Here is a 23,105-nt window from a genome sequence, read left to right on the forward strand (position 1 = left end):
GGCAGGCAAGGCAGGCAAAAAAGGGGGGCATACCGGCATGACGCCCTCCGGAACGCCGCGTCACGCGGCGCCGGTCGCCCATTTCAGCAACTGCGCGACCTCGCGGAAGTGCTGCGGCTGGATCGTGCCGTTCTCGGGCGTCGTCTCGTACAGCGCCTGCGCGAGCCCGACGTTCGCGAGCGTCGGGCGCAGCGCGTCGCGGGCCAGCCGCACGATCCGCTCGGCCGCGTCGCCCTCGCCGCGCGCGAGCACCCACGGCAGCGAGCCCATCCCGCCGTAGTAGAGCGCGACCGCGACGCGCGGCGAATAGACGACCACCGACGCATAGCCGACCCGGTCCGGCAGCGATGCGAACTGCACTTCGCGCGCGAGCTGGCGGCGCTTCGCCTCGATGTGCGGATCGCCTTCGTCCTCCTTGTGCTCGCGCCGCACTTCGTCGATCGACATTTTCATTTTCTGGTTGAATTCGTGCCGCTGGTGCACGATGTCGATCAGCGCCATCACGATGTAGATCAGCGCGGCCCAGCCGAACAGCAGCATCAGCAGCTTCACGATCAGCGCGAGGATCGAGACCGGCCGCGTGAAGCCCGACTGCACGGACGGATCGAGCGACTCGACGATCAGCCAGCCGAGCGTCGCGACGAGCAGCGCCGTCTTCAGCAGCATCTTCGCGAGGTTGACCAGGTTGCGCAGCGACCACAGGTTCTTCATCCCCTCGGCCGGGTTGAGCCGCGACAACTGCGGCACGAGGCGGCTCCACGCCATCACGCCGCCCACCTGCACGAAGCCCGCAAGCAGCCCCGCCAGCAGCCCGGCCGCGACGATCTGCGCGGACTGCGTGGCCCAGTCGCGCGCGGCGCCGTCGATCAGCACCGCGAGCCGCGCGGACGGATCGGCGGCGCCGACCGCGTCGAACACGAGCCGGAACAGCGCCTGCAATCGCGCGAACATCGAACCGATGCCCACCGCGAGCGCCACGCACACGCCGACGAAGAACGCCGACGACACCGTTTCCGCGCTCTTCGGTACGTCGCCCTTCTCGCGCGCCTCGCGCAGGCGCTTCGCGGTCGGTTTCTGGTCCTTTTCGGCCATGTCGGCTCCCGCGCGCTCAGCCGCCGCCGTGCGCGGCGAACAGCGCGCGCAGCAGCGCCATCAGCCCGCTGTCGGGGCTCAGCAGCGAATGCAGCGACGCGTACACCACCGGCAGGAACAGGACCATCATCAGCAGCGCGAGCGCGCTCTTCAGCGGCTGCGAGAACACGAAGATGTTGAGCTGCGGCACCGCGCGCCCGACCAGGCCGATGCCGAGTTCGACGAGCACCAGCACGATCGTGACCGGCGCGGCGAGCTTCACCATCCATTCGAAGATCGTATCGGTCTGCCGCACGATGAAGGTTTGCAGCATCGACGAGAAATCGGGGCCGAGCGAGCCGATCGGCCACCATGCGTACGACTGCGCGAACAGTTGCACGAGCACCTGCAAGCCGCCCGCCGTGACGAACAGCGCGATCGCGACGAAATTCAGGAATCCGGACGTCGGGCCGCCCTCGTGCTCACCCATCGGATCGAAGAACGCGGCGCTGCCGCTGCCGGTCTGGAAGTCGATCAGGTAGCCGACGCCCTGGATCGCGAACAGCACCGCGCTGAACGCGCCCGCGAGCAGCATGCCGACCACCGCCTCCTTCGCGACGAGCAGGCACCACATCAGGAACGGCAGCGCGGCGACCTGCGCGGCGTCGATTGTCGGCGCGACGAACGCGGCGATCACGACCGCGATCCCGTTGCGCACGAGGCCCGTGATGATCTGCTCGTTGAACACCGGCACGACGAACATGATCGGCAGCAGGCGCGGCATCACGTAGAGCAGCGGCCGCAGCATGCCGGCGACGTCGTTGAAACCCGCGGCCTGGTCTAGCATCGGCGCTCCGCGACGGCCGGCGGGGCGGAGTCGTCGGGCGAGGCGGACGGGCCGGTTTCAGCCGTGATGTCGGCACCGGTTTCCGCTTCGGTCATTGCCGCATCGAACGCGGCGGCGGCCTCCGGCGGCGTGGACGCATGACCGGCCGCGTCGCCCGCGCCGGCCACCCAAGTGCCGCCCGTCGCGAAGCGCCGCACCGCGTAGCCGTCCGCGACCTCGTCGGCGTCGCGCTCGACCCGCGCGGCGCGCGCGTGCAGCGCCTTCTCGCCGGCCTTGTCCAGCTTGTCCTCGGCGGCCTTCGCCTTGCGCGCGGCGCGCTGCAGGTCGGCGAGCGTCGCCTCGTGGCCGCGATGCACGTGCGCGGCCTCGCTCACCGACGCGTTCGCGGTGCCGATATGCCGGTCGAACGTGCGCGTATCGGCCGCCGCGTCCTGCAATGCGCGCGCTTCGCGCACGTCGTCGGCGAGCCGTGTCTGGATCGCGGCCTTCGCGGCGACCTGCTGCGCGAGCTGCGCCTGCGCGGCCGCCAGCGCGCGCCGGCTCTGCGCGGCGATGCCCTGCTGGCGCGCGGCCGCGACGCGCGCGATCTGGCTGCGCATCTCGCGCACGCGCTTCAGGCGGGCGAGCGTCGCGAGCACGAGACGGTCGTCGGCTTCAGACATGATCGTTCGCCAGCTTCGTCAGTTTCGCGAGCAGCGCGTCGAAGCGCACGTCCTCGTCCGACGCCTGCGCGCAGAACGCGCCGATCGCGTCGCGCGCACGCAGCGCGAGATCGCCGAGCCGGTCGCTGCCTTCGCGATACTCGCCGATCTGCACGAGCAGCTCGATTTCCTGGTACTTCGCGATCAGCTCGCGCACGCGCGCGGCCGCATGCTGGTGCGCGCGGCTCGCGACAAGCGGCATCACGCGCGACAGGCTCGCGAGCACGTCGATCGCCGGATAGCGGTTCGCGAGCGCGATCTTGCGCGACAGCACGATATGGCCGTCGAGAATCGAGCGCACTTCCTCGGCGATCGGGTCGGATTCCTCATCGCCTTCGACGAGCACCGTGTACAGCGCGGTGATCGATCCGCGCGCACCCTGCCCCGCGCGTTCGAGCAGGCGCGGCAGCACCGCGAACGTCGACGGCGGAAAGCTGCGCCGCGTTGGCGGCTCGCCGCTCGCGAGGCCGACCTCGCGCTGCGCGCGGGCGAAGCGCGTCAGCGAATCGACCAGCAGCAGCACGCGCTTGCCCGCATCGCGAAAGTGCTCGGCGATCGCGGTCGCGACCAGCGCGGATTTCACGCGCTCCATCGCGGGGCGGTCCGACGTCGACACGACGACGATCGAACGCGCGCGCACCTCCGGCGACAGGCTGTGCTCGATGAATTCGCGCACCTCGCGACCGCGTTCGCCGACCAGCGCGATCACGTTCACGTCGGCCTGCGCGCCGCGCGCGATCATCCCGAGCAGCGTGCTCTTGCCGACGCCCGACGGCGCGAAGATGCCGACGCGCTGCCCGACGCCGAGCGTCATCAGGCCGTCGATCACGCGCACGCCGGTCGGAAACGGCGTGTCGATCAGCTTGCGCGCAAGCGGATTCGGCGGGTCCTGCTGCGTCGATACCCACGCGGCGCCCGTCACCGGCCCGCGATCGTCGAGCGGCCGGCCGAGCCCGTCGAGCACGCGGCCGAACAGCCCTTCGCCCACCGGGAACACATGCTCGCGCCCGGACGGCACGACGGTCGTCTCCGGCGACAGCCCGGCCACGTCGCCGAGCGGCGTGAGCAGCGTCGTCTGCCGCGAGAAGCCGACCACCTCCGCAAGCAGCGTCGGCTGGTTCGGCGTGCGCAGCTCGCAGATCTCGCCGAGCCGCGCGCGGATGCCCGTCGCGTTCAATATCTGCCCGACCGCATGGTTGACGCGGCCCTGCACCGACACCGGCGAAAAAAACGCGAGCCCCGCGTCGAGTTCGCCGACGAGGCGGCCGCGATCGAACGGCGCGCCGTCGTCGTCGCCGAACGACGGCGGATCGTCGAGCGGCGCGTTCATCGCGCGGCCCCCTTCAGCGCGTCGCGGCGAATCGCCTGGCGCAACGCGTCGATCTGCAGGTCGAGGCTCGCGTCGATGCGCCCGGACGGCGTCTCGACCGTGCACGCGTGGCGTTCGAGTCGAGCGTCCTCGACGATGCGGATCTTCTGCCGGTTCGACTGCCCGGCGAATGCGCCGTCGAGCGCATCGCGCATCTCGTCGGTGCGGCCGGGCGCGATACGCACGATCAGGAACGCCTCGTCGCGCACGAGCGGCGCGATCCGCGTGAGCGCGGCCTCGTACAGCTTCTGCGTGCTCATCTCGCCGACGATCGCGCGCACGGCCTTCACGACGATATCGGCCATCGCGTCCTTCATCGTCTCCATCGTGCGCGTGGCGGCGAGCGCCTGCGTGTACGCCTGCGCGGCCTGCTCGCGCTGCGCGCGGCGCATGCCTTCGTCGTAGCCGGCCGCTTGGCGCTTGTCGAATTCGCGCTGCGCGTCGGCGACGATGCGTGCCGCCTCTTCATGCGCGGTCGCGATCACCGCGGACGCGTCGAGCAGCGCCGCGTATTCGCGCTCCTTGAGCACCTTGCGCTCGGACAGCAGCTGCAGGTTGTCGCTCGTGATCAGAAAAGCCAGTCCCATGACGCAAGCCTCTCGGGAATCAGAAACAGGAACATCAGTTCGCCGAACTGATCGCGCTGCGCGCGGTTCAGCCAGTACGGCGCCTCGTCGTCGATCGCACGGTTGAATTTCAGGCGCACGCGCCGCGCGACCGCATCGCCGGCCACGCCGATGAAATCCGCGAGCAGCCGGCCGCCGCGCGCGCGGATCACGACCGGCAGCGCGGCGGGATCGGCGCGCCACGGTTCGAGCGTTTCCGCGAGCGCGCCGAATTCCGGCGCGCGTTCGAGCGCCAGCTCGAGCGCATCGCCGCCGAGCCGCGCCGCGACTTCCGCGCGGATGCGGCGCCCGGCCAGCGCGTCGCGCAGCCACGCGCGATGCAGCAGCAGCCCCGCATACGCGGCCAGTTGCTCGAGCGCCGCGCCCGGCAGCAGCGCGAGCCGCGCGCACGGGTTCGCGACGTCGAAGTCGTGCCGGTCGGCCACGCCGTTCGCGTCGAGCAAATGCCGCGCGAGCAGCTTGCGGCCGGCCGCGCCGAACGCGTCCGGCGAACGGTAGCGCGCGGGCCAGTCGGCCGGCACGCGGGTCACGTGCAGATAGCGGTCGGGCCGCAGGTTGAAATCGCAGACGAGCGCATGGAACGCGGCAGCGCGCGCGGCCGGCGGCGGCGCAAGCGGGTGCAGCCATGGCAGCCGCGTCGCGTCAGACGCGTCGCCCGGCGGCCGCGCGTGCGAATCGCTCATGCGCCGTCGCGCGCGCCGTCCGGCGTGCGCAGCCCGCCGCCTGCCTGCTGCGGGGCCGCGCCGCCGCCGTTCGCGCCGCGCGGTGCGCCGAGCAGCCCCGCGAGCCGCGCGCCGAACATCCCGCGCCGCGCGGCCGACAGCGCGATCACCGCGCAGGTCAGCAGGATCAGCGCGAACACGAGCCAGCCGAGCGGCGAGCGCAGCCGCAGGATGTCCGACACCGCGCTGCCGATTCCGTCCACGCGCGTCGCGCGCGCGGCGGCCGGCTGCAGGAACAGCGACACGTTGTCGTACTGCAGCCCTTCGATGCTGTGCGCGACGAGATCCTTGACCATCGGCGCCATCGCGCGCAAGTCGACGCCCGGCCGATAGCGGATGTACACCGCGGCCGACGACGGCTTGATCTTGTCCGCGAGCGGATCGTTCTCCGGAATCACGACCTGCACGCGCGCGACGACCACGCCCTCGATGTCCTGCAGCGTGCGCGACAGGTCCTGCGACACGCCGTACAGGTAGCGCACGCGCTCCTCGGCCGGCGTCGACACGAGGCCCTGCTTCTGGAACAGCTCGCCCAGGCTCGCATAGCTCGGCTTCGGCAGCCCGTTCGCGTGCAGCACCGTGAGCGCAGACTGCATGTCGCCGTCCGCGACGCTCACGAGCCACGCGTTGCGGTCCGACGTGTCGCGCGCGTCGTTGTCCTTCGACGCGCTGATGCCCGCGTCGCCGAGCACCGCGATCATCTGGTTCGCGTCGCGCTCCGACAGGCCCGAGTACAGCTCCTTCTGGCACCCGGCCAACAGCACGAGCAGCCCCGCGAGCAGCGCGCGCGCCGCCCGGCTGCGCCACGCATGCGTGCGCGGCGTCGAATCGATCGTCGTCATCGTTTTTCCGCGTCAGGGCGCATGAGGCCGTATCCTCCGGCCCGCACGCGCTTTCACTCCTGCGTCTTCAGCACCGTATGCGTGAAGCCGTTCGCCGCCTGCGCAACCGACAGGCTCAACTGGTATTCCGAAATCGTGGTGGTTGCGGTCCACTGGAAATCCATCGCCTTCACCATCGTCATCAGCGGGTCGCTGCGGCTGTCCGCCATCGACGTCAGCATCTCGTTGCGATGCTTGTCGATGTTCGCGTACCGCGAATCGAGATCGTTGCCGTACGTGCGCAACCGCTCGACGAGCGACGACTGGTTCGCCTGCGCGGGCGTCATCTGCACGGCCGGCGCCGCATCCGCCGGCGCGCGCGCCATCGCGACGCCCGACGAAGACGGCGGGGCGACCGCCGACGCGCCCGGCTGCATCAGCGCATCGAACTGGCGCACCTGCGCCGGATCGGACGCCGTGCCCGTTTGCTGCGCGGCACTCGCGAGCGCCGCCGCGCCCGGCGGCGCCGCGCCTACGCCTGTTACCGACATGATCGTGTCCTCCTTGACCGGCAGAGCCGGGAACGGGCCGGCCGGCACGCATCGACGCCACACCGGGCGCCCGTCACGGGCGGCCCCGGCATGCGACGTCGCGCGGCGCGGCCGGCGACCGGCGTCACGCGCGGCCGGCGGAACTCAGGTGTTGCGCAACCTGGGCGTTCGCCGTCCCTTCCTGCGCGGTCACTGCGTTGCTGGTTTCGAACGTCGCAGTCGATTGCTGAACCTGGAAGTTGATCTTGGTCAGTTCGAGCTGCGTCTTGGTCAGGTCGTCGGCCTGCTTCTGCACGTCGCCCGTGTTCGTCACACCACCTGTTGCCGAGGTACCCATGCTTCGCTCCTTTACGTGAACCACACACCATCTTCCGGCGGCGGCCCCATGCCCCGCCGGCGACGTGACGCGCCGCATGCGCGGCGTGTCGCGTAATGCGCGCATCGCGAAACGCGCTGCGCTGATCCTGTCGCGACGCTAGTGCGTCGCGCCTTTCGATGCGCCGGCCGCCGCGACGGCTGGCGTCGCCGGCGCATCGGGCAACAGCGTCGGTCCCGGCACCGGCTGCGCGACGCCTGCCGCCGCCCCGCTCGCGAGCGGCGCCACGGGCGGCGCCGGCGCCTGCTCGGGCGCATGCGCCGACGGGCCGCCGAGCGGCATCGTGATGCGCTGGCCGTTGCGCTCGAACACCACTTCGTCCGGGCCGATCGACACGACGGTCGCCCCCTCCTTCAGCCGCGCGCCTTCGAAATAGCGGCTGCCGTCGACCGTCTCGATGTAGCGCTGGTCGCCGCCGCCCGCGAACACGGTCGTGATCTCCGGAATGCCCGCCGTGCCGCCGAGCGTCGTCGCCGTGCGCGGCGCGGCCGCATCGGCGTCGCGCACGTGATCGACCACCTCGAGCGCCGGCCGGGCATCCTTCATGTAGTTGCGGATGCGCGGCTCGATCTGCGCGCGCGCGGCCGTGCCCGTCAGCTCGATCCGGCCGCGCCCGAGATACGTGACCGTCAGCGCCGTATCGCTGAAATAGGTCTGCGCGGTCGCGACCAGATCGCTGACCACGTAGATGTTGCCGAGCGCCGCGTTGTCGACGCCCGCGACGATCTGCGCGACGCGCTCGCGCGCGGCCGGGTCGCTCACGTAACCCGACACGATCACGCCGTCGTCGCGCGGCGCGACCGCCAGCTCCGGATACGCGTGCAGCAGTTGCTGCAGCCGGTGCGTGCGCGCGAGCACCGATTCGTGCTGCCACGGCAGGCGCCCCGACCATGCGACGAAGCCGTAGCCGAGTGCGCCGAGCAGCACGCCGACCCACAGCGCGACCAGCGCGATCACGAGCCGCCGGCTGCCCAGCCGCCGCAGCCCGCCGGTGAGCCAGCCGAGCCATGCGGCCTCGCGCGCGGTGTCCGGCATATCGGTTTCGTCGGGCAACGCGACGCTCGCCTGCGCATGCCGTGCGATGCCGAGCCGGATCGAGCCGACGGTCACGACGTCGTTCGGCGTCAGCGAGCGGCGGCCGCTGCCGAGCGGCTCGTCGTTGAACAGCACCGGCGCACCGGTGTCGCCGCCGTGGTTCTGCACGGTCACCGCGAGCGCGCCGACCTGCAGGCACACCTGTTTCGCGCCGATCTCGCGATCGGGCAAGATCACTTCGCAATCGGCCGCCGTGCCGACCCAGTTCGCGCCGCGTGCGAGCGACATCGTGCGGCCGTACATCGGCCCGCTCAGGAAGCACAGGTTCCACGGCGACGCGAGCGCGGCCGAACCGGCCCCCGCGCTTCCCGCGCCGCCGGGCAACGCGCCGTCGCCGTGCGGATCAATGATGCTCGTCGACATGCGTGACCACTCCTGCGGTCGTCGCCGCCGGCTGCGACGCCGCGCCCGCAGGCGGCGGCGGCAACGCGGGCGGACCGAACTTCGTGCCGGGCAGCGGCGTCGGTGTCAGCGGCACCGCGACGTCGTTGTCCGGCGGCCGATACATCGACAGCCCTTCAGGGTTCGCCGGACCGTCGACGCCCGGGTTCACGGGCGAGCCGTCCGGCGCATACATCGACGCATTCGTCACGACGCGCGGCGTCAGCAGGTAGAACCGCTCCATGTGGTTGCCCGACTTGTCGGTGTACTTGAACAGGTTGCCGATCAGCGGAATGTCGGACAGCCAGGGCACGCCGCTCTTGTTCAGCCGCACCTCGTCGTCGTTGAAACCGGCAATCAGCAGGCTCTTGCCTTCGTCGATCATCGTCTTGGTGACGATGTTGCGCTGCTGGATCACCGGCACGTTCGACACGGCCTGCCCCGGCACGATGTTGCCGTCCTGGATGTCGATCGACATCATCACGCTCTGCGAGTTGCCGGACACGGCGGCCGCGTTGCGGATCGCCTCGTCGACGATCATCGGCGTCACCTTGATGCTGGTGCCGGTCGTCACGCTGTACAGCGACGAATCCTGATAGCCCGGCACCTGCACGTAGAACTGCGTGAGGTTCTCGAGGATCGCCTCGGTGTTGTCGAGCGCGAGCACCTTCGGCTTCGATCGCAGTTGCGCCTGGCCTTTCTGCGCGAGCGCGTTCACGCGCGTGAGCAGGTAGTTGCGCAGCGACCCGCCGATCGATGCGGTCAGCGCGATGCCGGTCGGCATGAAGGCGCCCGTCTGCCCGGTTTCCGACGTGCCGATGCCGAACGTCAGCGGCGGGTTGCCGGCGCCGTTGTACTGCGTGTTGCCGTTCAGCGCGTTCTGGCCGTTGCCGATCTGCACGTCGCCGTGCGTCGTGTGCAGGCGCCAGTCGATCCCGAGGCTGTCGAGCGAATCCTCGTTGATGTCGATGATCGTCACGTTGATCTCGACGATGCGCGGCCGCTCGTCGAGCTGGCCGATCAGCGACTGGTAGCGGTACATGTTCTCCGGCAGGTCGCGCACGATCACCGCGTTGATCGCGGGATCGGCGACGATCTGCGGCAGCGTGTCGCCGCCGCCGTTGTTCGAGAACGGCGAGAACCCGCCGCCCATGCTGCCGTCCGCACCGCCATAGCCGCCCTGCCGCGGGCCGCCGGAGATGTCGGGGAAGTCGAGGCGCGGCACCGCAATCGTCAGCCCCGAGCCGAGCTTCACCTGGCGCGCGGCCTGCCCGAGCGGCGTGCTCGACGGCGCCGCGACCGTGTCGCCGGTCTTGCCGAACAGCCGGCGCAGGATCGTCGCGACGCCCGGCACCGTCACTTCCTTGCCCGAGCGATTGATCGTGAAATCCGACGCCCAGCCGTATTTCAGACGGAACGCGCGGATGTCCGCATGCGCGCCGTTCGCCGACGGATCGCCGACCGAGCCGATCGCCTGCCGCACGAGCTCGACGTAGCGGCGCGGGCCGGCCACGTACACGCTGTTCGCGCGATCGTTGATCACCAGCGTGTAGCGCTTGTCCGGAATCTGCATCGCCTGCAGCGCGCGGCCGATTTCGCCGGACGCGTTCGGCGGGATCGGGATCATCTGCGTTTGCGACTGGTCGGCCGGATCGACGTACAGGAACGAGCCGTCGTAGTACCACGTGAGCCCGTAGGTCGAGCAGATCGTGTCGAGCGTCTGCTGCGGCGTGCCGGAAAAGCGGCCGCTGATCACGCCGTCGACCTTCGGGTCGACCACCGCCGTCACGCCCTGGGACGACGCGAGCTCGCGGATGAAGTCGCCGATCTTCTTGCCGTTCGCGACGATCGTGAACGGCTTGTTGCGCCAGCGCAGGTCCGCGGCGCGCGCATGCTGCGCGGGCGCCATGCACAGCGACGCCGTGAGCAGCGCGGTCGCACACACGGCAAGCGCGGCCCGTTGCAGGCTGCGCGGTTGAAACCGGATCGAGGCGACGCGTCGACGCATCAAAGGACTCCTGTGGAAGAAACGAACATGCGTTCCAGCGCCTGCTGTGCGAAGCGCAGCACTTCGCCGCCGAGCCAGCCCGACAGCAGCACGAGCGCGACCATCACGGCGATCAGCCGCACCGCGATGCCGATGTTGGCGTCCTGCACCTGCGTGACGGCCTGCAGGATCGCGACGACGAGGCCGGTGACGGTCGCGATCAGCACGATCGGCAGCGACAACAGCAGCACGAGCATCAGCGCCTGGCGCGTCAGGTCGAGGATCGTCGAACTCGTCATTGCATGGCTCCCGGCGCGCGCACGTCGGCGCCCGCGCCGACCGTGCCGTCGTCCGGCGGGTTCTTCACCCAGCCGACCGTATGCAACTGCACGTCCTCCTCGACTTCCTGGTACGACAGCACCGCGAGCTCGGGCAGCACCGGCTGCAGGATCGTCTTCACGTAGCGGCGCGCGCCGAGCGCGACCATCACCGCGAGCCGCGCGGCGCCCGGCGCATTGCCGTGGCCACCGTGGCCGCCGGGGCCGGCCGCCTGCGCGGCCTGCACGATCGCGCGCACCTGCTCGCCGATGTCCTGCTTGACCGCGCTCGACAGCGCGAGGAAATTGCCCTGCTTCGTGCGCATCACCGCGCTTTCGATCCGCTCCTGCAGGTTCTGCTCGAACAGCACGACCCGCAGCTGGCGCGCCGTGCCCGCGTGACGGTCGGTGATCATCCGGCGCAGATCGACGCGCACGAGTTCGACCAGCGCGATCACGTCGTCGGGCTCGTTCGGCGCCCACGTGATCAGGCTCTCGAAGATCACGCGCAAGTTGCGGATCGGCACCTGTTCGGCGAGCAGCCGACGCAGCACTTCGGTCACGCGCTGCAGCGGCACGAGCCGCGTCAGTTCGCCGACGAGCTCGGGGTGATCGCGGCGCACCAGATGCACGAGCGCCTGCGTCTCCTGGATGCCGAGCAGCTCGTCCGCATGCTGGCGCACGATCTGCTCGACGTGCGCGGCCAGCGCGCTTTCGCTCGACAGCCACTTGCCGTCCGGCGCCGCGCCGTCCGGCTTGATCCACAGCGCGGTCGCGAACGGACCGAACGCCTCGGCCGGCTGGCGCTCCGCGCGCTCGGGCAGCGGCGCGACGCCGTCCCACAGCAGCCAGCCCGGCTTCAGCGCGCCGTGCGCGGCGAGCACGTCCTGCAGGTAGATCCGGTACGTGCCGGCCGGCGCGCCCCCGTCGTCGTTCAGCGTGATGCGCGGAAACACCGTGCCGATGTCCGCGTCGACGCGCGCCTTCGCGCTCGACAGCGCCGCCTGCAATTGCGCGAGGTTCAGGCCCGTGCGTAGCTCGTCGGACAGCGACACCGCGATCAGCGACGTGACGCCCGCCGCGTGCGACACCTTCGCGGGCTGGCCGTCGTCGGCCGCGCCGACGCGCCCCGCGACATGAATCAGGTTGAAGCTCGGCGCCGACGTCTTGCGCTTGAGTTGCGAGAACGCGAACGCACCGAGGCCGAGCGCGATCAGCGCGAACGACCATTTCGGAAAACCGGGCACGACGAGAAAACCGGTCAGCACGAACGCCGCGATCAGCAGCGCGCGCGGGTGCGCACCCAGTTGCTCGCCGAGCTGTTCGCCGAGCTGGCGCTGCCGCGCATCGCGCGTCGCCACGCGCGTCGTCACGATGCCGGCCGCGATCGACACCAGCAGCGACGGAATCTGCGACGCCATCCCGTCGCCGACCGTCAGGATCGCGTAACGTTGCAGCGCCTCGCCGATGTCCATCCCGTGCATCAGCGTGCCGACCGCGATGCCGGCCACGATGTTGATGAACGCGATCACGAGGCCCGCGATCGCGTCGCCCTTCACGAACTTCATCGCGCCGTCCATCGCGCCGTGCATCTGCGATTCCTGCTCGAGCTTCTCGCGGCGCTCGCGCGCTTCGTCGGCGCTGATGATGCCCGCGCGCAGGTCCGCGTCGATGCTCATCTGCTTGCCCGGCATCGCGTCGAGCGAGAAGCGCGCGCCGACTTCGGCCACCCGCTCCGACCCTTTCGCGATCACGATGAACTGCACGACCGCGATCACGAGGAACACCACACCGCCCACCACCACGTTGTTGCCGACCACCAGCCGCCCGAACGCGTCGATCACGTGGCCGGCGTTCGCATGCAGCAGGATCAGCTTGCACGACGCGATGTTCAGCGCGAGCCGGAACAGCGTCGTAAACAGCAGCAACGCGGGGAACGACGAGAAGCTGACCGCCGACGGCACGTAGGTCGACACCGTCAGCAGCACGACGCTCGCCGCGAGATTCAGCGAGATCATCCCGTCGAGCGCGGTCTGCGGCAGCGGCAGGATGAACAGCGCGACGACCGCGACGATGAAGGTCGCGAGAAACAGGTCGGCGCGCGGCGATGCGCCCCCGAGGCGCCGTCCGGACACGCCGCGGCCGGCGGAAAACAACCGCTGCCAGTCGCGGGGGAGCGCCTTCGGTTCAGCCATCGTGCCGTCGTCCTGTCGTTATCGCCGGCTGGCACGGGCAACCCTTCCCCGTGCTGCGCGGACCGTTGAATGGGACGAGTGTAGCGACGGGAACCGAAAGAAAAAGAAGCGCGCCTCGTAGCGTGAAAGCGCGTTTTCGTCAGACGATCGAATCGGACTACGAAACCCGGCGGCCGGTTCGGGCACGCGTCGCCGGAACCGCTTCCATCGCGCGCCGGGGCCGCCGGCGCGCGTGCCCGAAGACGTCAGATCAGGACGGCAGCCGCCGCGCGGCGAGGTACGCGAGCTGCGCGCGATTCTGTACGTTGAACTGCTTTTCCAGCGAGCGGATATGGTGCCCGACCTTGTGCAGCGACGTACGCAGCGCGCTCGCGATCTCCTGGTCGGACAGCCCGTGCACGAGCCGGTCGAGCACCTGCTGCTGCTCGTCGCCGAGCGCGAAGCCGCGCATGCGCGCGACACGCGCCTCGAGGAACGGCAGCGCGACGCGGTGCACGGCAAGACTGACCGACAGCGCGCCGCCGATCACGCGATCGTCGATCCATTCGGTACCGTGCGTTTCCGACGTCAGGTTCACCGCGACGCGCAGGTCGAGGCGCGGCGCCGACAGACTGAAGATCACGCCGCTATTCATTGCATGCGCACGCAAGTGGCCGGCGAGCGCCAGCACCTTGCGATCGCCGCTGCCCTGCCCGGCCGCCTCGATCTCGTCGAGCCGCCACGCGACCGGGAAGCCGCTCTGCCGCACCTGCGCGAAGCGCGGGTCGCTTTCGTACAGCATCCCTTCGATGAACGGCTGCATGAACGTCGCCGGCGCGAGATCGCGCAGCAGATGCGCGCGCAGAATGCGGCGCCCGATCATTTCGTACGCGCCGTAGCCGAGCGTACTGAATCCGATTTGCCGCAATCGCGCATGGCATTGCGCGAAATCGAATGACGCAAGGTCGGTTTTACCGGGCGCTATTTGAATACCGGTAAAAACGTCACGCTCGATGGTGTGATATTCGTTCGAATAAGCGGCAGCGGCCGCGATATCGGCTTGTGAGAACCACTCGACGCGTGGTGCGCCGTCAGCATATGTCATGAGGAGCCCGCCCTTTCCCAATATGTGAAACTGCGCCCCGTCACGATCTGGTCTTTTCTTTATGATTTTCTGGTCGTCGTTATATGCACGCGAACATGAAACTTTCGCCGCGATTAGTATTACGGCATATTACCCACACACCGGCATTTTTGTACAATGCCCCCGCGTTTCGTCAGGGATGACGACGGCGCAATCACAACGATGCTCGGTCGCACCGCCGCGAATGCCGTACACGATACGGCCGCCGCCAGGCGATGCGCGTCGATTCCGAGGGATGGCTCATGTCCGATATTGCATTGCATGAAGAAGCGGTCGCCCCAACCAGCTTGCCGCGCTCGTCGCGCGTGTCGAACGCCGGCGCGGACGCGCTGCGCGAGCGCGCCGTGCAGGTCGTCTGGTGCGACGACGTGAAGCGCGGCGACGACGCGCAGCCGCACGCGCCGAAGCTCGGCGTCGCCGATACGCTCGCGCTCGCGCAGAGCACGGCCGAGCGCAACCGGATCGTCACGAGCCTGCTGCACCTGACCGGATTCTCGACGTTCGCGTATTTCGCCCTCGAATTCACGCGCGAGCGCGTCGAAAGTCTCTACCTGCACGAAGCGTTCACGCCGGCCACCTATCGCGGCGACTACGTGCGGCACAGCCATCACGACGTCGATCCGCGCACGCTCGGCGCGCGCGTGTGCAACATGCCGATCGTGTGGGATCTGCAGCAATTGCGCCGCGCGCACCGCGAGCGCGACGACGCGCCGTCCGTGAGCCCGGCCGCGCTCGACGGCTTCCTGCAGACGATGCAGGACGACGGAATGTGCAGCGGCATCATGTATTCGATGGCCGTGCCCGGCACGCGGCTGCACGCGTTCATGAGCTTCACCGCGCCGCGCCGCACGCGCGAATGGATCACGCCGGCGACGATCGAGCAAGCGCTGTCGATCGGGCTGTCGGTCCACAAGTTCGCGTCGCCGCAACTGATCTCGACATCGCGCGAGCGTGCGGTCAACGGGCTCACGCCGTTCGAGCAGGAGCTGCTGCTCGGCATCGCCGAAGGTGCGTCCGACAAGGAGATCGGCCGGCGCCTCGACACCAGCGCGCACAACGTCGACTATCACCTGCGCAAGCTGCGCAAGCGCTTCGGCGTCGCGAACCGGATCCAGCTCACGTATCTGACGTCGAAGCTCGAGCTGATCTGACGCGCGGCGGCGGCGCAACGCCGTTGCGCGTCATTGCCCGCGTAAACGCACATGCCGGCCTCGCGGGCCGGCATGGACGGGCGGCGCCGGGTCTGGCGCCGCTTCCTGGCAGACGATCGCCGTTACTTCAGCAGCGTCATCTGCACGACCTTCACGATCACGAGGCCGACCGCGATCACCAGATAGCCGCGCAGCACGGCCATCCAGATCCGCGTCGCGAGCGTCATGTTCTGCGGCGCCAGCGTGTCGAGCGGCGGCATGCGCCACGTGTCACGCAGCGAGCGATCGACGCCCGGCTCGACGACGCGCTTGTTGCGGCGAATCAGTACCGTCGCGAGATAGCCGGCGATCGCGAGCACGGTGCCGCCCACCAGCACGTCGACGATCGCTTCGCCGCTGATGTCCGGATACATCACCGACGCGGTCAGGATGATCGACAGCAGCACCAGCACCCAGATCACCGCGCCCGTGAACACGTTGAGCTTCGTCGAATTGACCCAGGGGCCGAGCACCTGGCGGTCGTTGCACAGCACCAGCAGAAACACCGTCGCGCTCGGCAGCAGCACGCCGGCGAGCGTCTGCACGGCTTCGGTCAGCAGGCCGAGCGGGCTGCCCGGGATCAGCACGAGCGTGGCCGCGGCCGCGACGATGCCGAAATACACGAGATAAAAGCCCTTCGCGTCGGTCACGCCGCGGTGCAGCGAGTGGCGGATCTTGAACACGTCGCCGATCGCGTAGGCGGTCGACAGCGACACGGCCGCCGCGCCGATGATGCACGCGTCGAGCAATGCGACCGCGAACAGCGTCGCGCTCGTGCGGCCCGCATATCGCTCCAGGCCGGCGATGACGCCGCCCGCGTCGGTGAAGTTGCCGGCTTCCGGATGGCCGCCGAACAACGCCGAGCTGAAGCCGATCATCGCGACCGCGCCGACCAGCACGAACGCGATGCCGATCCACAAGTCGGCCTTTTCATATTTCATGAAGCGCGGCGTGATGCGCTTGTCGATCACGTAGCTCTGCTGGAAAAACAATTGCCACGGCGCGACCGTCGTGCCGACGATACCGATCACGAGCAGCATCACGTCCGACAGCTTCGCGTGCGCGGGCCAGTTCGGCACGAAGAAATCGCGCGTCATCTGCGCGACCGGCGGGTGGATCGACACGAGCACCGGCACGAGCAGCAGGCTCAGCACGCACAGCCCGATCGCGAACCGCTCGAAGCGCCGGAAGTCGCCGGTACTGACGGCCGCCATCGTCAAGGCCGCGGCCACGCACACGCCGGCCACCTTCGGCAATCCGAAGAAATCCAGCACGAACGTGATGCCGATGAACTCGGTGACGATGGTCAGCGCGTTGAGCAGAAACAGGTCGATCACGCTGAACGCACCCCAGAACTTGCCGAAGCGTTCGAAGATCAGCCGTGCATGGCCGACGCCCGTAACGGCGCCGAGGCGCAGCACCATTTCCTGGTTCACGTACAGCACGGGCACGAGCAGCAGCAGTGTCCACAGCAGCGTCGTGCCGTAGTTCTGGCCGGCCTGCGTATAGGTGCCGAATGCGCCGGCGTCGTTGTCGCCGACCATCACGATCAGACCCGGGCCGATGATCGCGAGCAGCGTGCGCAGGCGCGCCCACCACGTGCCGCGCGCACCGGTGTCGTGGTGCGAGATCGTGCCGAGCGCACCGCGGATGTCGCCCAGATGGGCTTCGTCGAGCACGGCGCTGCGCTCGACCGCGATCGGTGGGGAGACGTTGGAGGGCGTGGACATGATGTATTCCGTACGGCTAAGGGTTATGCGATTCGATGAGCGTGTGACCTTGGCATGCGCGCGGGACGGCCGCTCGAAGGCGCGCGCGCGTGCGCATGCCGAGGCGCGCTCGGCGCTTCTTTTCAGTGGATCAACGCTTTCAGCTGGTTCAGCAGGCGGGAGAACACCCGCGGACGGGCGTCGAGCGTCAGCATCGCGTCGTAGTGGTGGCGCGATTCCGTGACGTGCGGAAGGTTCGACAGCAGAAGGCCGAAGTTCATGGTCTGGCTCCGTGCGGCGACGGCATCGTGCCGGCCGCGTCGTGGGCGCGGGGCCAGTCCGGTGCCTGAACGACGTGTCAGGCTAGGCGGCCGGCGTGTCCCCGCGACCCGGGTTCAAAAGGGTCTGCGTATGCAACGGGCATAAGGGACAACTGTCACTGTCGTTCACGGCGGCTCCTGTGCGGTGTTCCGGAGAACACGGTTGACCGCCGTCCGGCGGGCGGGCCGGCGTTCGCGCGCCCGGAGAACGGATGCGCGAACGCGGCCGCCTGCCTGGCGGCGGTGAAACCGGGCAACGCATGCGAGAACGCATCACGCTAACCGGCGCGAATCAGGGTGCACGTAGGGAGTGGCTGCGGAATACTGCTGCGCGCACCGTTTGCCCGGGAGACAAACGGCGGCGTCGATGAGGCGCGGACGTCGGTCGCTCAGGCGGAAATGTCGTTCGAAGATCGACTACTGCAGGCGTCCAAGGCGGCGGCCCCAAGAGTGAAGATGGCGGATTCTATGGACCGCCCGAAAGTGAAGTCAACCCCTTGAAACCCCATTTTTCGAAATAAATTCCCCGCCTGACGCGACTGAAAGACTTGCCCTTGAAATAACGTTCCGAAACCTTTCAGCGCCGTCACCGCGCCACCGCGCGCCGATGCGTGCGAGCAACGGCCCGGCGCCCTGCCGCGCATCCTTTTCGCGATCGCCGAGCGGCCGCGCGACAGCCCCGCTCCGCGGCGACGTGCACGCGACACAGCGCATCTTTCGTGCGTTTTCTGCTTGCGCCGCAGCAAAAGTCGCGACTACAATCCGCCCCAATTCATCAAGGGAGTCCCTCCGTGGACACATGCTCTAGTTGCAGTTCGATGCCGGTCCAGGCCGGCCAAGCCATCGCGAGATAGCAGCCAGACACATGTCTTTCGCCGCTAGCTCGCATTCGTCGGGTTAGCGCGCCTCCTCCCGGGCCGGCCATCGCCGGTTCGTCAGTCGCACGCTCCGTTATGTTCCATCCTCCGATCACAGGGTCGCGTCACGCACCCGCGCTCGATCACGTCGTCCGGCGTTCGCCGGACGGAACCGGAGGCAGCGTCATGTTCTTTCAATCGTTCGCGGTCAGGCTCAAGCGCGTCGTGCACGTCGCGTGCGACCGCTCGTTCGTTTCCGGCCTTTCGCCGCTCACCCATGTGTTGAGCAACTGGCGCGGCTTCGCGCTCGCCCATGTGCCGGCGGCGCCCCGCCTGCTCGATTGCGTGCTGATCGCCGCGACGGCGGCCGCGGTCGCGCTCGCCGCGCTGCTTTGCTCGGTCGCGCCACGCGTCGGCTTCGCGCAGGTATGGCGCGTCGGCGGCTGGCTGCCGTAATCCCTCTGCGTCCGTGCGGGCCGTCTCGCCATGCGTCCCGCATCCCGTTCCCGTTTCTTCAGCCTAACGAATCAAACTGCCAACGGAACCAAATGAAGAACACTCTCGCACCCGTCCCGCGCAAGCGTCGCGTCGATGCGCTCGCCGCGCTGCTGCTGTCGTTCGCCGCCGCACCCGCATTCGCGCAAGCGACGTCTCCCGCCGCAACCGAACCGGCGGCCGGCGCGCGCGATGCGGCCGCCCCCGCGCAACAACAGGCCGCCGATGCTGCCGCGCCTGCTCCCACCGGCTTGTGGGAGCGCTCGAACCTGCTCGGCAACATCGGCGGCCTGCGCGACGTGCTCGACCAGCACGGCGTCACGCTGAGCCTGCAGGAAACCAGCGAGTACCTGTACAACACGTCCGGCGGCACGGGGCGCGGCGGCGCGTACCAGGGGCTCACGCAATTCGGCTTCAACGTCGACACCGGCAAGGCGATCGGCCTGCCGGGCGGTACGTTCAACGTGTCGGGGCTGCAGATCCACGGCACCAACCTCTCGCAGCGCTACCTGCAGACGTTGCAGACCGCGACCGGCATCGAAGCCAATTCGACCACGCGCCTGTGGGAGCTCTGGTATCAGCAGTCGCTGCTCGACGGCAAGGTCGACGTGAAAGTCGGCCAGCAGAGCGTCGACCAGGAATTCATGGTGAGCGAGAACGCGGCGACGTTCATGAACGCGACGTTCGGCTGGCCCGTGCTGCCGTCCACCGACCTGCCGTCCGGCGGCCCCGCGTATCCGCTGTCGTCGCTCGGCGTGCGGCTGCGCGTGAAGCCGGCCGACGCGTGGACCGCGATGGTCGGCGTGTTCGACGGCAACCCGGCCGGCCGCAGCGACGGCGACGCGCAGGTGCTGAACGCGCACGGCACCAACTTCAACCTGCGCAGCGGCGCATTCGTGATCGGCGAAGTGCAGTACGCGCTGAACGCGCCGGCCGCCGATCCGAAGGCGCCGCCGCCGGCCGGCCTGCCCGGCACGTACAAACTCGGCGCCTGGTATCAGTCGCAGCACGCGAACGATCCACGCTACGGCACCGACGGGTTGTCGCTCGCCGATCCGGCGAGCAACGGTACGCCCGCCACGCATCGCGGCAACTACGGCTTCTATGCGGTCGCGGACCAGATGGTGTGGCGGCCGTCGGCCGACAGCCCGCGCTCGGTCGGCGTGTTCGCGCGCGTGATGGGCTCGCCGGGCGATCGCAATATCGTCGATTTCGCGGCCAATGCGGGCGTGACGCTGAAGGCGCCGTTCGTCGGACGCGACAACGACGTCGCCGGCATCGCGATCGGCTACGCGAAGATCGGCTCGCATGCGCGCGGCCTCGACGGCGACACCGGCGCGTACACGACGCCCGGCTATCCGGTGCGCCGCGCGGAGACGGTCATCGAGGCGACGTACCAGTATCAGGTCGCGCCGTGGTGGCAAGTGCAGGCCGACCTGCAGCACTTCTTCCGTCCGGGCGGCGGCATCCCGAACCCGAATGCGGCCGGCGCGCGCATCGGCGACGAGACGGTGGTCGGCGTGCGCACGACGATCACGTTCTGATGCCCGCCGCATCGAGGCACGGGCCGGACGGCCGCTTGCGCGACGGCCCGGCCCATGTGGTGGCTTGCCGTGCGGGCATGCGGCCCGCGCCGCCGTGCGTTACTCGCCGTACAGCCCCAGCAGTTTCAGCGTGACGCCGTTGGTCCAGCCGAAGCCGTCCTGCAACGGATATTCGCCGCCCCCGCCGCCACCCGTTCCGGTGCCCTCGACCACGTACTTCTCGACGAGCTTGCCTTCGGCCGCGTACACCTGCTTCACGTCGGACAGGAAACGCGTGCCGATGTCCTTCGCGAGCGCCGGTTCGCCGTAACGGCGCAGCCCGTCGATCGCGATCCACTGCAGCGGCGCCCAGCCGTTCGGCGCATCCCACTGCTGGCCCGTGTTCTCGGTCGTCGTCGCGAGCCCGCCCGGCTGCAGCAGCGTCTTGCGCACTTCGCGCGCGGTCGCCTTCGCGCGCTCCGGCCACGCGACGCCCGCGAACAGCGGATACAGCGCGGCCGCCGTCACGCCGTCGCGCGGCTTGCGCAACTGCCAGTCATAGTCGCCGTAATAGCCGCGACGATTCCACAGGTAGTGATTGATCGCGGCCGCACGCCGCCCCGCGCGCGCCGAGAAATCGGCCACGCACGCGATGTCGCGCGTGACCACGCAGCCCTTCACGATCGTCGTCTCGAGATGGAACATCAGGCTGTTCAGGTCGACCGGCACGATCGACGTCGTGCGGATCGTCGCGAGCGTCTTGCCGTCGCCGAACCAGCGCGAGCTGTAGTCCCAGCCGCTTTCGGCGCCCGCGCGCAGGTCGCGGTACACCTCGTTCGCCGGCCGGGACGGCACCGATTTCGCGGTCGTCACGTCCTCGAGATACGACTCGTCGCGCGGCGTGTCGCTCGCATCCCAGTAGCGGTTCAGCACGGCGCCGTCGGGCATCGCGACCACGTTGCGCGTCGCCTGCCCGCGCGGTGTCGTGGTTTCGCCCTGCATCCAGTACGCGTGCTCCTTGCGCAGCGCCGGCAGGTATTTCTGGTAGACCTTGTCGCCCTCGACCTGCGCGGCGAGCGTGACCATGTACGCGAAGAACGGCGGCTGCGAGCGGCTCGCGTAGTACGTGCGATTGCCGTTCGGGATGTGCCCGATCGTATCGATCAGGTATGCGAAGTTGTCGAGCATGTCGTCGACGAGATCCTCGCGCCCCGACACCTGCAGCCCGAGCATCGTGAAATAGGTGTCCCAGTAGTAGCCTTCGCGGAAGCGGCCGCCCGGCACGACGTACGGCTTCGGCAGCGGAATCAGCGAACTGTACGGGGGCGCCGCGGTGCTCGTGCGCGTGAGCTGCGGCCACAGCCAGTCGATGTGCTGGCGCAGCGTCTGGTTCGGCGGCGGCGTCACGCCGCCTGTCGCGGGCGGCGTGAAATGCTGGTCGACGAACGCCTTCAGCGAGAAGCCCGGCTGCGATTTCTGTTGCTGATACAACTGCACGATCGTCGCGGGATCGGTATCGGGCGTGGCGTCGACGAAGGTCTTCTGGTCGGGATAGAGCTGCGCGGTCTGCACCGCGACGAACAGGTCGCCGTAGAGCTGGCTCGGCGGCGGCAGCAGCGTGCCGGACGCGGGAGCGGATGCGGCTGCGGGGGTGGCCGGCAACGCGGACGGGCTCGCCGCTTGCGCGGCGGCCTGGTGCGCATTGTCGGCCTGCGCGGCGCAACCGGCGACGGCGAGATAGGCAATGGCCAGTGCGGCCGCCCAGCGCGGACGCGGCGCGGGCGGTGACTGACGCGACGGGAAGCGAGATGCAAGCGGTGCGGCACGACGTGACGTCATGGCGTGTCCCCTCCTTTCGAATGGTGAGTGGATCGGCACGAGGTCTCGTTCGCGCGCGCGTTCGTCTCGATGGCCTTCGATCGATACGCGTCATGTTGTGGTGCGAATGGGCCTGACTGTCGCACGAAACATGCATGTCAAGCAAGTTTCGATTCGCGCGACTCGCGGAGATAGCCGCGTACCGCCCGCCACGCACGCGCTTCGAGCGCATCCGCATCGGTCTCGCCGCGCGCGCCCGCCGCATCGACGATGCCTTTCACGATCGCGAGCAGATCGTGTGCCACGACGCCGGGCGCGGCGACGCGCGGCGCATCGCGCAGCCCGAGCGCATGCAGCAAGGTCGCGTGGATGCGGTCCGCGACGCGCGCGGTGCGCGCGCCGAGCGGCAAGCGCGCCTCCTCGAAATCGATCAGCCGCGCGAGCACCGGCCGGCGCATCTGATGCGCGACGGCCCCGCGCACCAGCGTGCGCAGCACGTCGTCACAGCACGACAGCGCGGCGGCCCGGTCGACGTCGTCGAGCAGATGCGCGCTCTCGCGTTCGACGAGCGCGGCCGTCAATGCATCGCGGTTCGGGAAGTATTGGTAGAGCGAGCCGATACTCACGCCGGCCAGCGCGGCCACCGCGTTCGTCGTGTAACCGTCGAAGCCGTCGCGCTCCAGAATGCGGGCGGCAGCCTCGACGATCGCATCGACGGTGGCCACCGAGCGGCGCTGGCGCGGCGCCTTGCGCGGCGAAAGCGGAATGCGCGACGACGATTCGGACATGGCGGGAAGGCGGCTTTCGAATGTGAGCAAGTGCTCATATTCTAGAAACGCACGGACACGCCGTCAAAAGGAATCGACATGACCGGGCCCAACGTCGTCCCCGCTCGTCGCGCATTCCAACGCGAACGCGCGGTCGACTTGCCGTGCGGCAAGCGGTTCGCAGATCACCGCGTCAACCTCCGGCCTCGCATCGAAAACGCGTGCGCATCGCGACGACGATGCC

Annotated in this window: 21 protein-coding genes; 3 read left to right on the top strand and 18 right to left on the bottom strand. The window is 69.1% G+C overall.

Annotated elements, in window-relative coordinates; genetic code table 11:
• Nucleotides 1–60: 60 nt before the first annotated feature.
• The 14 genes from HWX76_RS11690 to HWX76_RS11755 all read right to left on the bottom strand — a co-directional run bounded on the left by HWX76_RS11690 (nt 61) and on the right by HWX76_RS11755 (nt 14,143).
• The gene (locus HWX76_RS11690; protein WP_124595235.1) at nt 61–1,092 is read right to left on the bottom strand and encodes an EscU/YscU/HrcU family type III secretion system export apparatus switch protein; all 1,032 of its coding nucleotides are present in this window, start codon (nt 1,090–1,092) and stop codon (nt 61–63) included.
• Nucleotides 1,093–1,108: 16 nt separating this feature from the next.
• On the bottom strand, nt 1,109–1,918 hold the full coding sequence (gene sctT / locus HWX76_RS11695) for a type III secretion system export apparatus subunit SctT (protein WP_050015035.1): 810 nt from the start codon (nt 1,916–1,918) through the stop codon (nt 1,109–1,111).
• The gene (locus HWX76_RS11700; protein ID WP_050015033.1) at nt 1,912–2,580 is read right to left on the bottom strand and encodes a hypothetical protein; all 669 of its coding nucleotides are present in this window, start codon (nt 2,578–2,580) and stop codon (nt 1,912–1,914) included. The genes sctT and HWX76_RS11700 overlap by 7 nt, the downstream gene beginning before the upstream one ends.
• The gene (gene sctN / locus HWX76_RS11705) at nt 2,573–3,949 is read right to left on the bottom strand and encodes a type III secretion system ATPase SctN (RefSeq protein ID WP_050015031.1); all 1,377 of its coding nucleotides are present in this window, start codon (nt 3,947–3,949) and stop codon (nt 2,573–2,575) included. The genes HWX76_RS11700 and sctN overlap by 8 nt, the downstream gene beginning before the upstream one ends.
• On the bottom strand, nt 3,946–4,575 hold the full coding sequence (sctL, locus tag HWX76_RS11710) for a type III secretion system stator protein SctL (protein ID WP_050015029.1): 630 nt from the start codon (nt 4,573–4,575) through the stop codon (nt 3,946–3,948). Before sctL ends, sctN begins: the two co-directional genes overlap by 4 nt.
• On the bottom strand, nt 4,557–5,297 hold the full coding sequence (locus HWX76_RS11715) for a SctK family type III secretion system sorting platform protein (RefSeq protein WP_089489547.1): 741 nt from the start codon (nt 5,295–5,297) through the stop codon (nt 4,557–4,559). Before HWX76_RS11715 ends, sctL begins: the two co-directional genes overlap by 19 nt.
• Entirely contained in the window at nt 5,294–6,178 is an 885-nt protein-coding gene (sctJ, locus tag HWX76_RS11720; RefSeq protein ID WP_176015831.1) for a type III secretion inner membrane ring lipoprotein SctJ, read from the bottom strand. The genes HWX76_RS11715 and sctJ overlap by 4 nt, the downstream gene beginning before the upstream one ends.
• A gap of 53 nt (nt 6,179–6,231) precedes the next feature.
• A complete protein-coding gene (locus HWX76_RS11725) occupies nt 6,232–6,708 on the bottom strand; it encodes a hypothetical protein (protein WP_050015024.1) in 477 nt (158 codons plus the stop codon).
• 124 nt (nt 6,709–6,832) lie between these two features.
• Nucleotides 6,833–7,045, bottom strand: a complete 213-nt coding sequence (locus HWX76_RS11730; RefSeq protein ID WP_050015022.1) for a hypothetical protein — start codon at nt 7,043–7,045, stop codon at nt 6,833–6,835.
• A gap of 138 nt (nt 7,046–7,183) precedes the next feature.
• On the bottom strand, nt 7,184–8,542 hold the full coding sequence (gene sctD / locus HWX76_RS11735) for a type III secretion system inner membrane ring subunit SctD (protein WP_176015832.1): 1,359 nt from the start codon (nt 8,540–8,542) through the stop codon (nt 7,184–7,186).
• Entirely contained in the window at nt 8,523–10,568 is a 2,046-nt protein-coding gene (gene sctC, locus HWX76_RS11740; RefSeq protein ID WP_176015833.1) for a type III secretion system outer membrane ring subunit SctC, read from the bottom strand. Before sctC ends, sctD begins: the two co-directional genes overlap by 20 nt.
• The gene (sctS, locus tag HWX76_RS11745; protein ID WP_006480854.1) at nt 10,568–10,846 is read right to left on the bottom strand and encodes a type III secretion system export apparatus subunit SctS; all 279 of its coding nucleotides are present in this window, start codon (nt 10,844–10,846) and stop codon (nt 10,568–10,570) included. The genes sctC and sctS overlap by 1 nt, the downstream gene beginning before the upstream one ends.
• Nucleotides 10,843–13,059, bottom strand: coding sequence for a type III secretion system export apparatus subunit SctV (gene sctV, locus HWX76_RS11750; RefSeq protein ID WP_176015834.1), 2,217 nt, complete (start codon nt 13,057–13,059; stop codon nt 10,843–10,845). Before sctV ends, sctS begins: the two co-directional genes overlap by 4 nt.
• 250 nt (nt 13,060–13,309) lie before the next feature.
• Nucleotides 13,310–14,143: an autoinducer binding domain-containing protein gene (locus HWX76_RS11755; RefSeq protein WP_176015835.1), complete on the bottom strand. Its 834-nt coding sequence runs from the start codon at nt 14,141–14,143 to the stop codon at nt 13,310–13,312.
• Between the two features lie 281 nt (nt 14,144–14,424).
• On the opposite strand from HWX76_RS11755, the gene HWX76_RS11760 reads away from it, so the two are divergent.
• Nucleotides 14,425–15,333: a LuxR family transcriptional regulator gene (locus HWX76_RS11760; protein ID WP_050015089.1), complete on the top strand. Its 909-nt coding sequence runs from the start codon at nt 14,425–14,427 to the stop codon at nt 15,331–15,333.
• Between the two features lie 122 nt (nt 15,334–15,455).
• Here HWX76_RS11760 and HWX76_RS11765 read toward each other — a convergent pair whose 3' ends face one another.
• Together HWX76_RS11765 and HWX76_RS11770 are read right to left on the bottom strand one after the other, a co-directional pair.
• On the bottom strand, nt 15,456–17,102 hold the full coding sequence (locus HWX76_RS11765; RefSeq protein WP_176015836.1) for an NRAMP family divalent metal transporter: 1,647 nt from the start codon (nt 17,100–17,102) through the stop codon (nt 15,456–15,458).
• A gap of 122 nt (nt 17,103–17,224) precedes the next feature.
• Nucleotides 17,225–17,362 (bottom strand): hypothetical protein, encoded by a 138-nt coding sequence (locus HWX76_RS11770; protein ID WP_162838124.1) that lies wholly within the window; start codon nt 17,360–17,362, stop codon nt 17,225–17,227.
• Between the two features lie 1,082 nt (nt 17,363–18,444).
• On the opposite strand from HWX76_RS11770, the gene HWX76_RS11775 reads away from it, so the two are divergent.
• Complete coding sequence (locus tag HWX76_RS11775; protein WP_050015011.1) at nt 18,445–18,714, top strand: hypothetical protein; 270 nt, start codon at nt 18,445–18,447, stop codon at nt 18,712–18,714.
• Nucleotides 18,715–18,806: 92 nt separating this feature from the next.
• Complete coding sequence (locus HWX76_RS11780; protein WP_176015837.1) at nt 18,807–20,297, top strand: carbohydrate porin; 1,491 nt, start codon at nt 18,807–18,809, stop codon at nt 20,295–20,297.
• Between the two features lie 99 nt (nt 20,298–20,396).
• On the opposite strand, the gene treA is transcribed toward HWX76_RS11780, so the two are convergent.
• Together treA and HWX76_RS11790 are read right to left on the bottom strand one after the other, a co-directional pair.
• Nucleotides 20,397–22,115: an alpha,alpha-trehalase TreA gene (treA, locus tag HWX76_RS11785; protein WP_050015008.1), complete on the bottom strand. Its 1,719-nt coding sequence runs from the start codon at nt 22,113–22,115 to the stop codon at nt 20,397–20,399.
• Nucleotides 22,116–22,252: 137 nt separating this feature from the next.
• Nucleotides 22,253–22,882: a TetR/AcrR family transcriptional regulator gene (locus tag HWX76_RS11790; protein WP_124638780.1), complete on the bottom strand. Its 630-nt coding sequence runs from the start codon at nt 22,880–22,882 to the stop codon at nt 22,253–22,255.
• Nucleotides 22,883–23,105: the final 223 nt, after the last annotated feature.

This window comes from Burkholderia sp. BCC0398 (assembly GCF_902833245.1).
Taxonomy (GTDB): domain Bacteria; phylum Pseudomonadota; class Gammaproteobacteria; order Burkholderiales; family Burkholderiaceae; genus Burkholderia; species Burkholderia sola.

Coding starts and splice junctions, on each gene's coding strand:
- HWX76_RS11760 (WP_050015089.1), top strand. CDS start 14,425: ATGTCCGATATTGCATTGCATGAAGAAGCGGTCGCCCCAACCAGCTTG.
- sctT (WP_050015035.1), bottom strand. CDS start 1,918: ATGCTAGACCAGGCCGCGGGTTTCAACGACGTCGCCGGCATGCTGCGG.
- HWX76_RS11770 (WP_162838124.1), bottom strand. CDS start 17,362: ATGAACTTCGGCCTTCTGCTGTCGAACCTTCCGCACGTCACGGAATCG.
- sctS (WP_006480854.1), bottom strand. CDS start 10,846: ATGACGAGTTCGACGATCCTCGACCTGACGCGCCAGGCGCTGATGCTC.
- HWX76_RS11765 (WP_176015836.1), bottom strand. CDS start 17,102: ATGTCCACGCCCTCCAACGTCTCCCCACCGATCGCGGTCGAGCGCAGC.
- HWX76_RS11690 (WP_124595235.1), bottom strand. CDS start 1,092: ATGGCCGAAAAGGACCAGAAACCGACCGCGAAGCGCCTGCGCGAGGCG.
- HWX76_RS11725 (WP_050015024.1), bottom strand. CDS start 6,708: ATGTCGGTAACAGGCGTAGGCGCGGCGCCGCCGGGCGCGGCGGCGCTC.
- sctJ (WP_176015831.1), bottom strand. CDS start 6,178: ATGACGACGATCGATTCGACGCCGCGCACGCATGCGTGGCGCAGCCGG.
- HWX76_RS11730 (WP_050015022.1), bottom strand. CDS start 7,045: ATGGGTACCTCGGCAACAGGTGGTGTGACGAACACGGGCGACGTGCAG.
- sctV (WP_176015834.1), bottom strand. CDS start 13,059: ATGGCTGAACCGAAGGCGCTCCCCCGCGACTGGCAGCGGTTGTTTTCC.
- HWX76_RS11755 (WP_176015835.1), bottom strand. CDS start 14,143: ATGACATATGCTGACGGCGCACCACGCGTCGAGTGGTTCTCACAAGCC.
- HWX76_RS11775 (WP_050015011.1), top strand. CDS start 18,445: ATGTTCTTTCAATCGTTCGCGGTCAGGCTCAAGCGCGTCGTGCACGTC.
- HWX76_RS11790 (WP_124638780.1), bottom strand. CDS start 22,882: ATGTCCGAATCGTCGTCGCGCATTCCGCTTTCGCCGCGCAAGGCGCCG.
- HWX76_RS11700 (WP_050015033.1), bottom strand. CDS start 2,580: ATGTCTGAAGCCGACGACCGTCTCGTGCTCGCGACGCTCGCCCGCCTG.
- treA (WP_050015008.1), bottom strand. CDS start 22,115: ATGACGTCACGTCGTGCCGCACCGCTTGCATCTCGCTTCCCGTCGCGT.
- sctC (WP_176015833.1), bottom strand. CDS start 10,568: ATGCGTCGACGCGTCGCCTCGATCCGGTTTCAACCGCGCAGCCTGCAA.
- sctN (WP_050015031.1), bottom strand. CDS start 3,949: ATGAACGCGCCGCTCGACGATCCGCCGTCGTTCGGCGACGACGACGGC.
- sctD (WP_176015832.1), bottom strand. CDS start 8,542: ATGTCGACGAGCATCATTGATCCGCACGGCGACGGCGCGTTGCCCGGC.
- HWX76_RS11715 (WP_089489547.1), bottom strand. CDS start 5,297: ATGAGCGATTCGCACGCGCGGCCGCCGGGCGACGCGTCTGACGCGACG.
- sctL (WP_050015029.1), bottom strand. CDS start 4,575: ATGGGACTGGCTTTTCTGATCACGAGCGACAACCTGCAGCTGCTGTCC.
- HWX76_RS11780 (WP_176015837.1), top strand. CDS start 18,807: ATGAAGAACACTCTCGCACCCGTCCCGCGCAAGCGTCGCGTCGATGCG.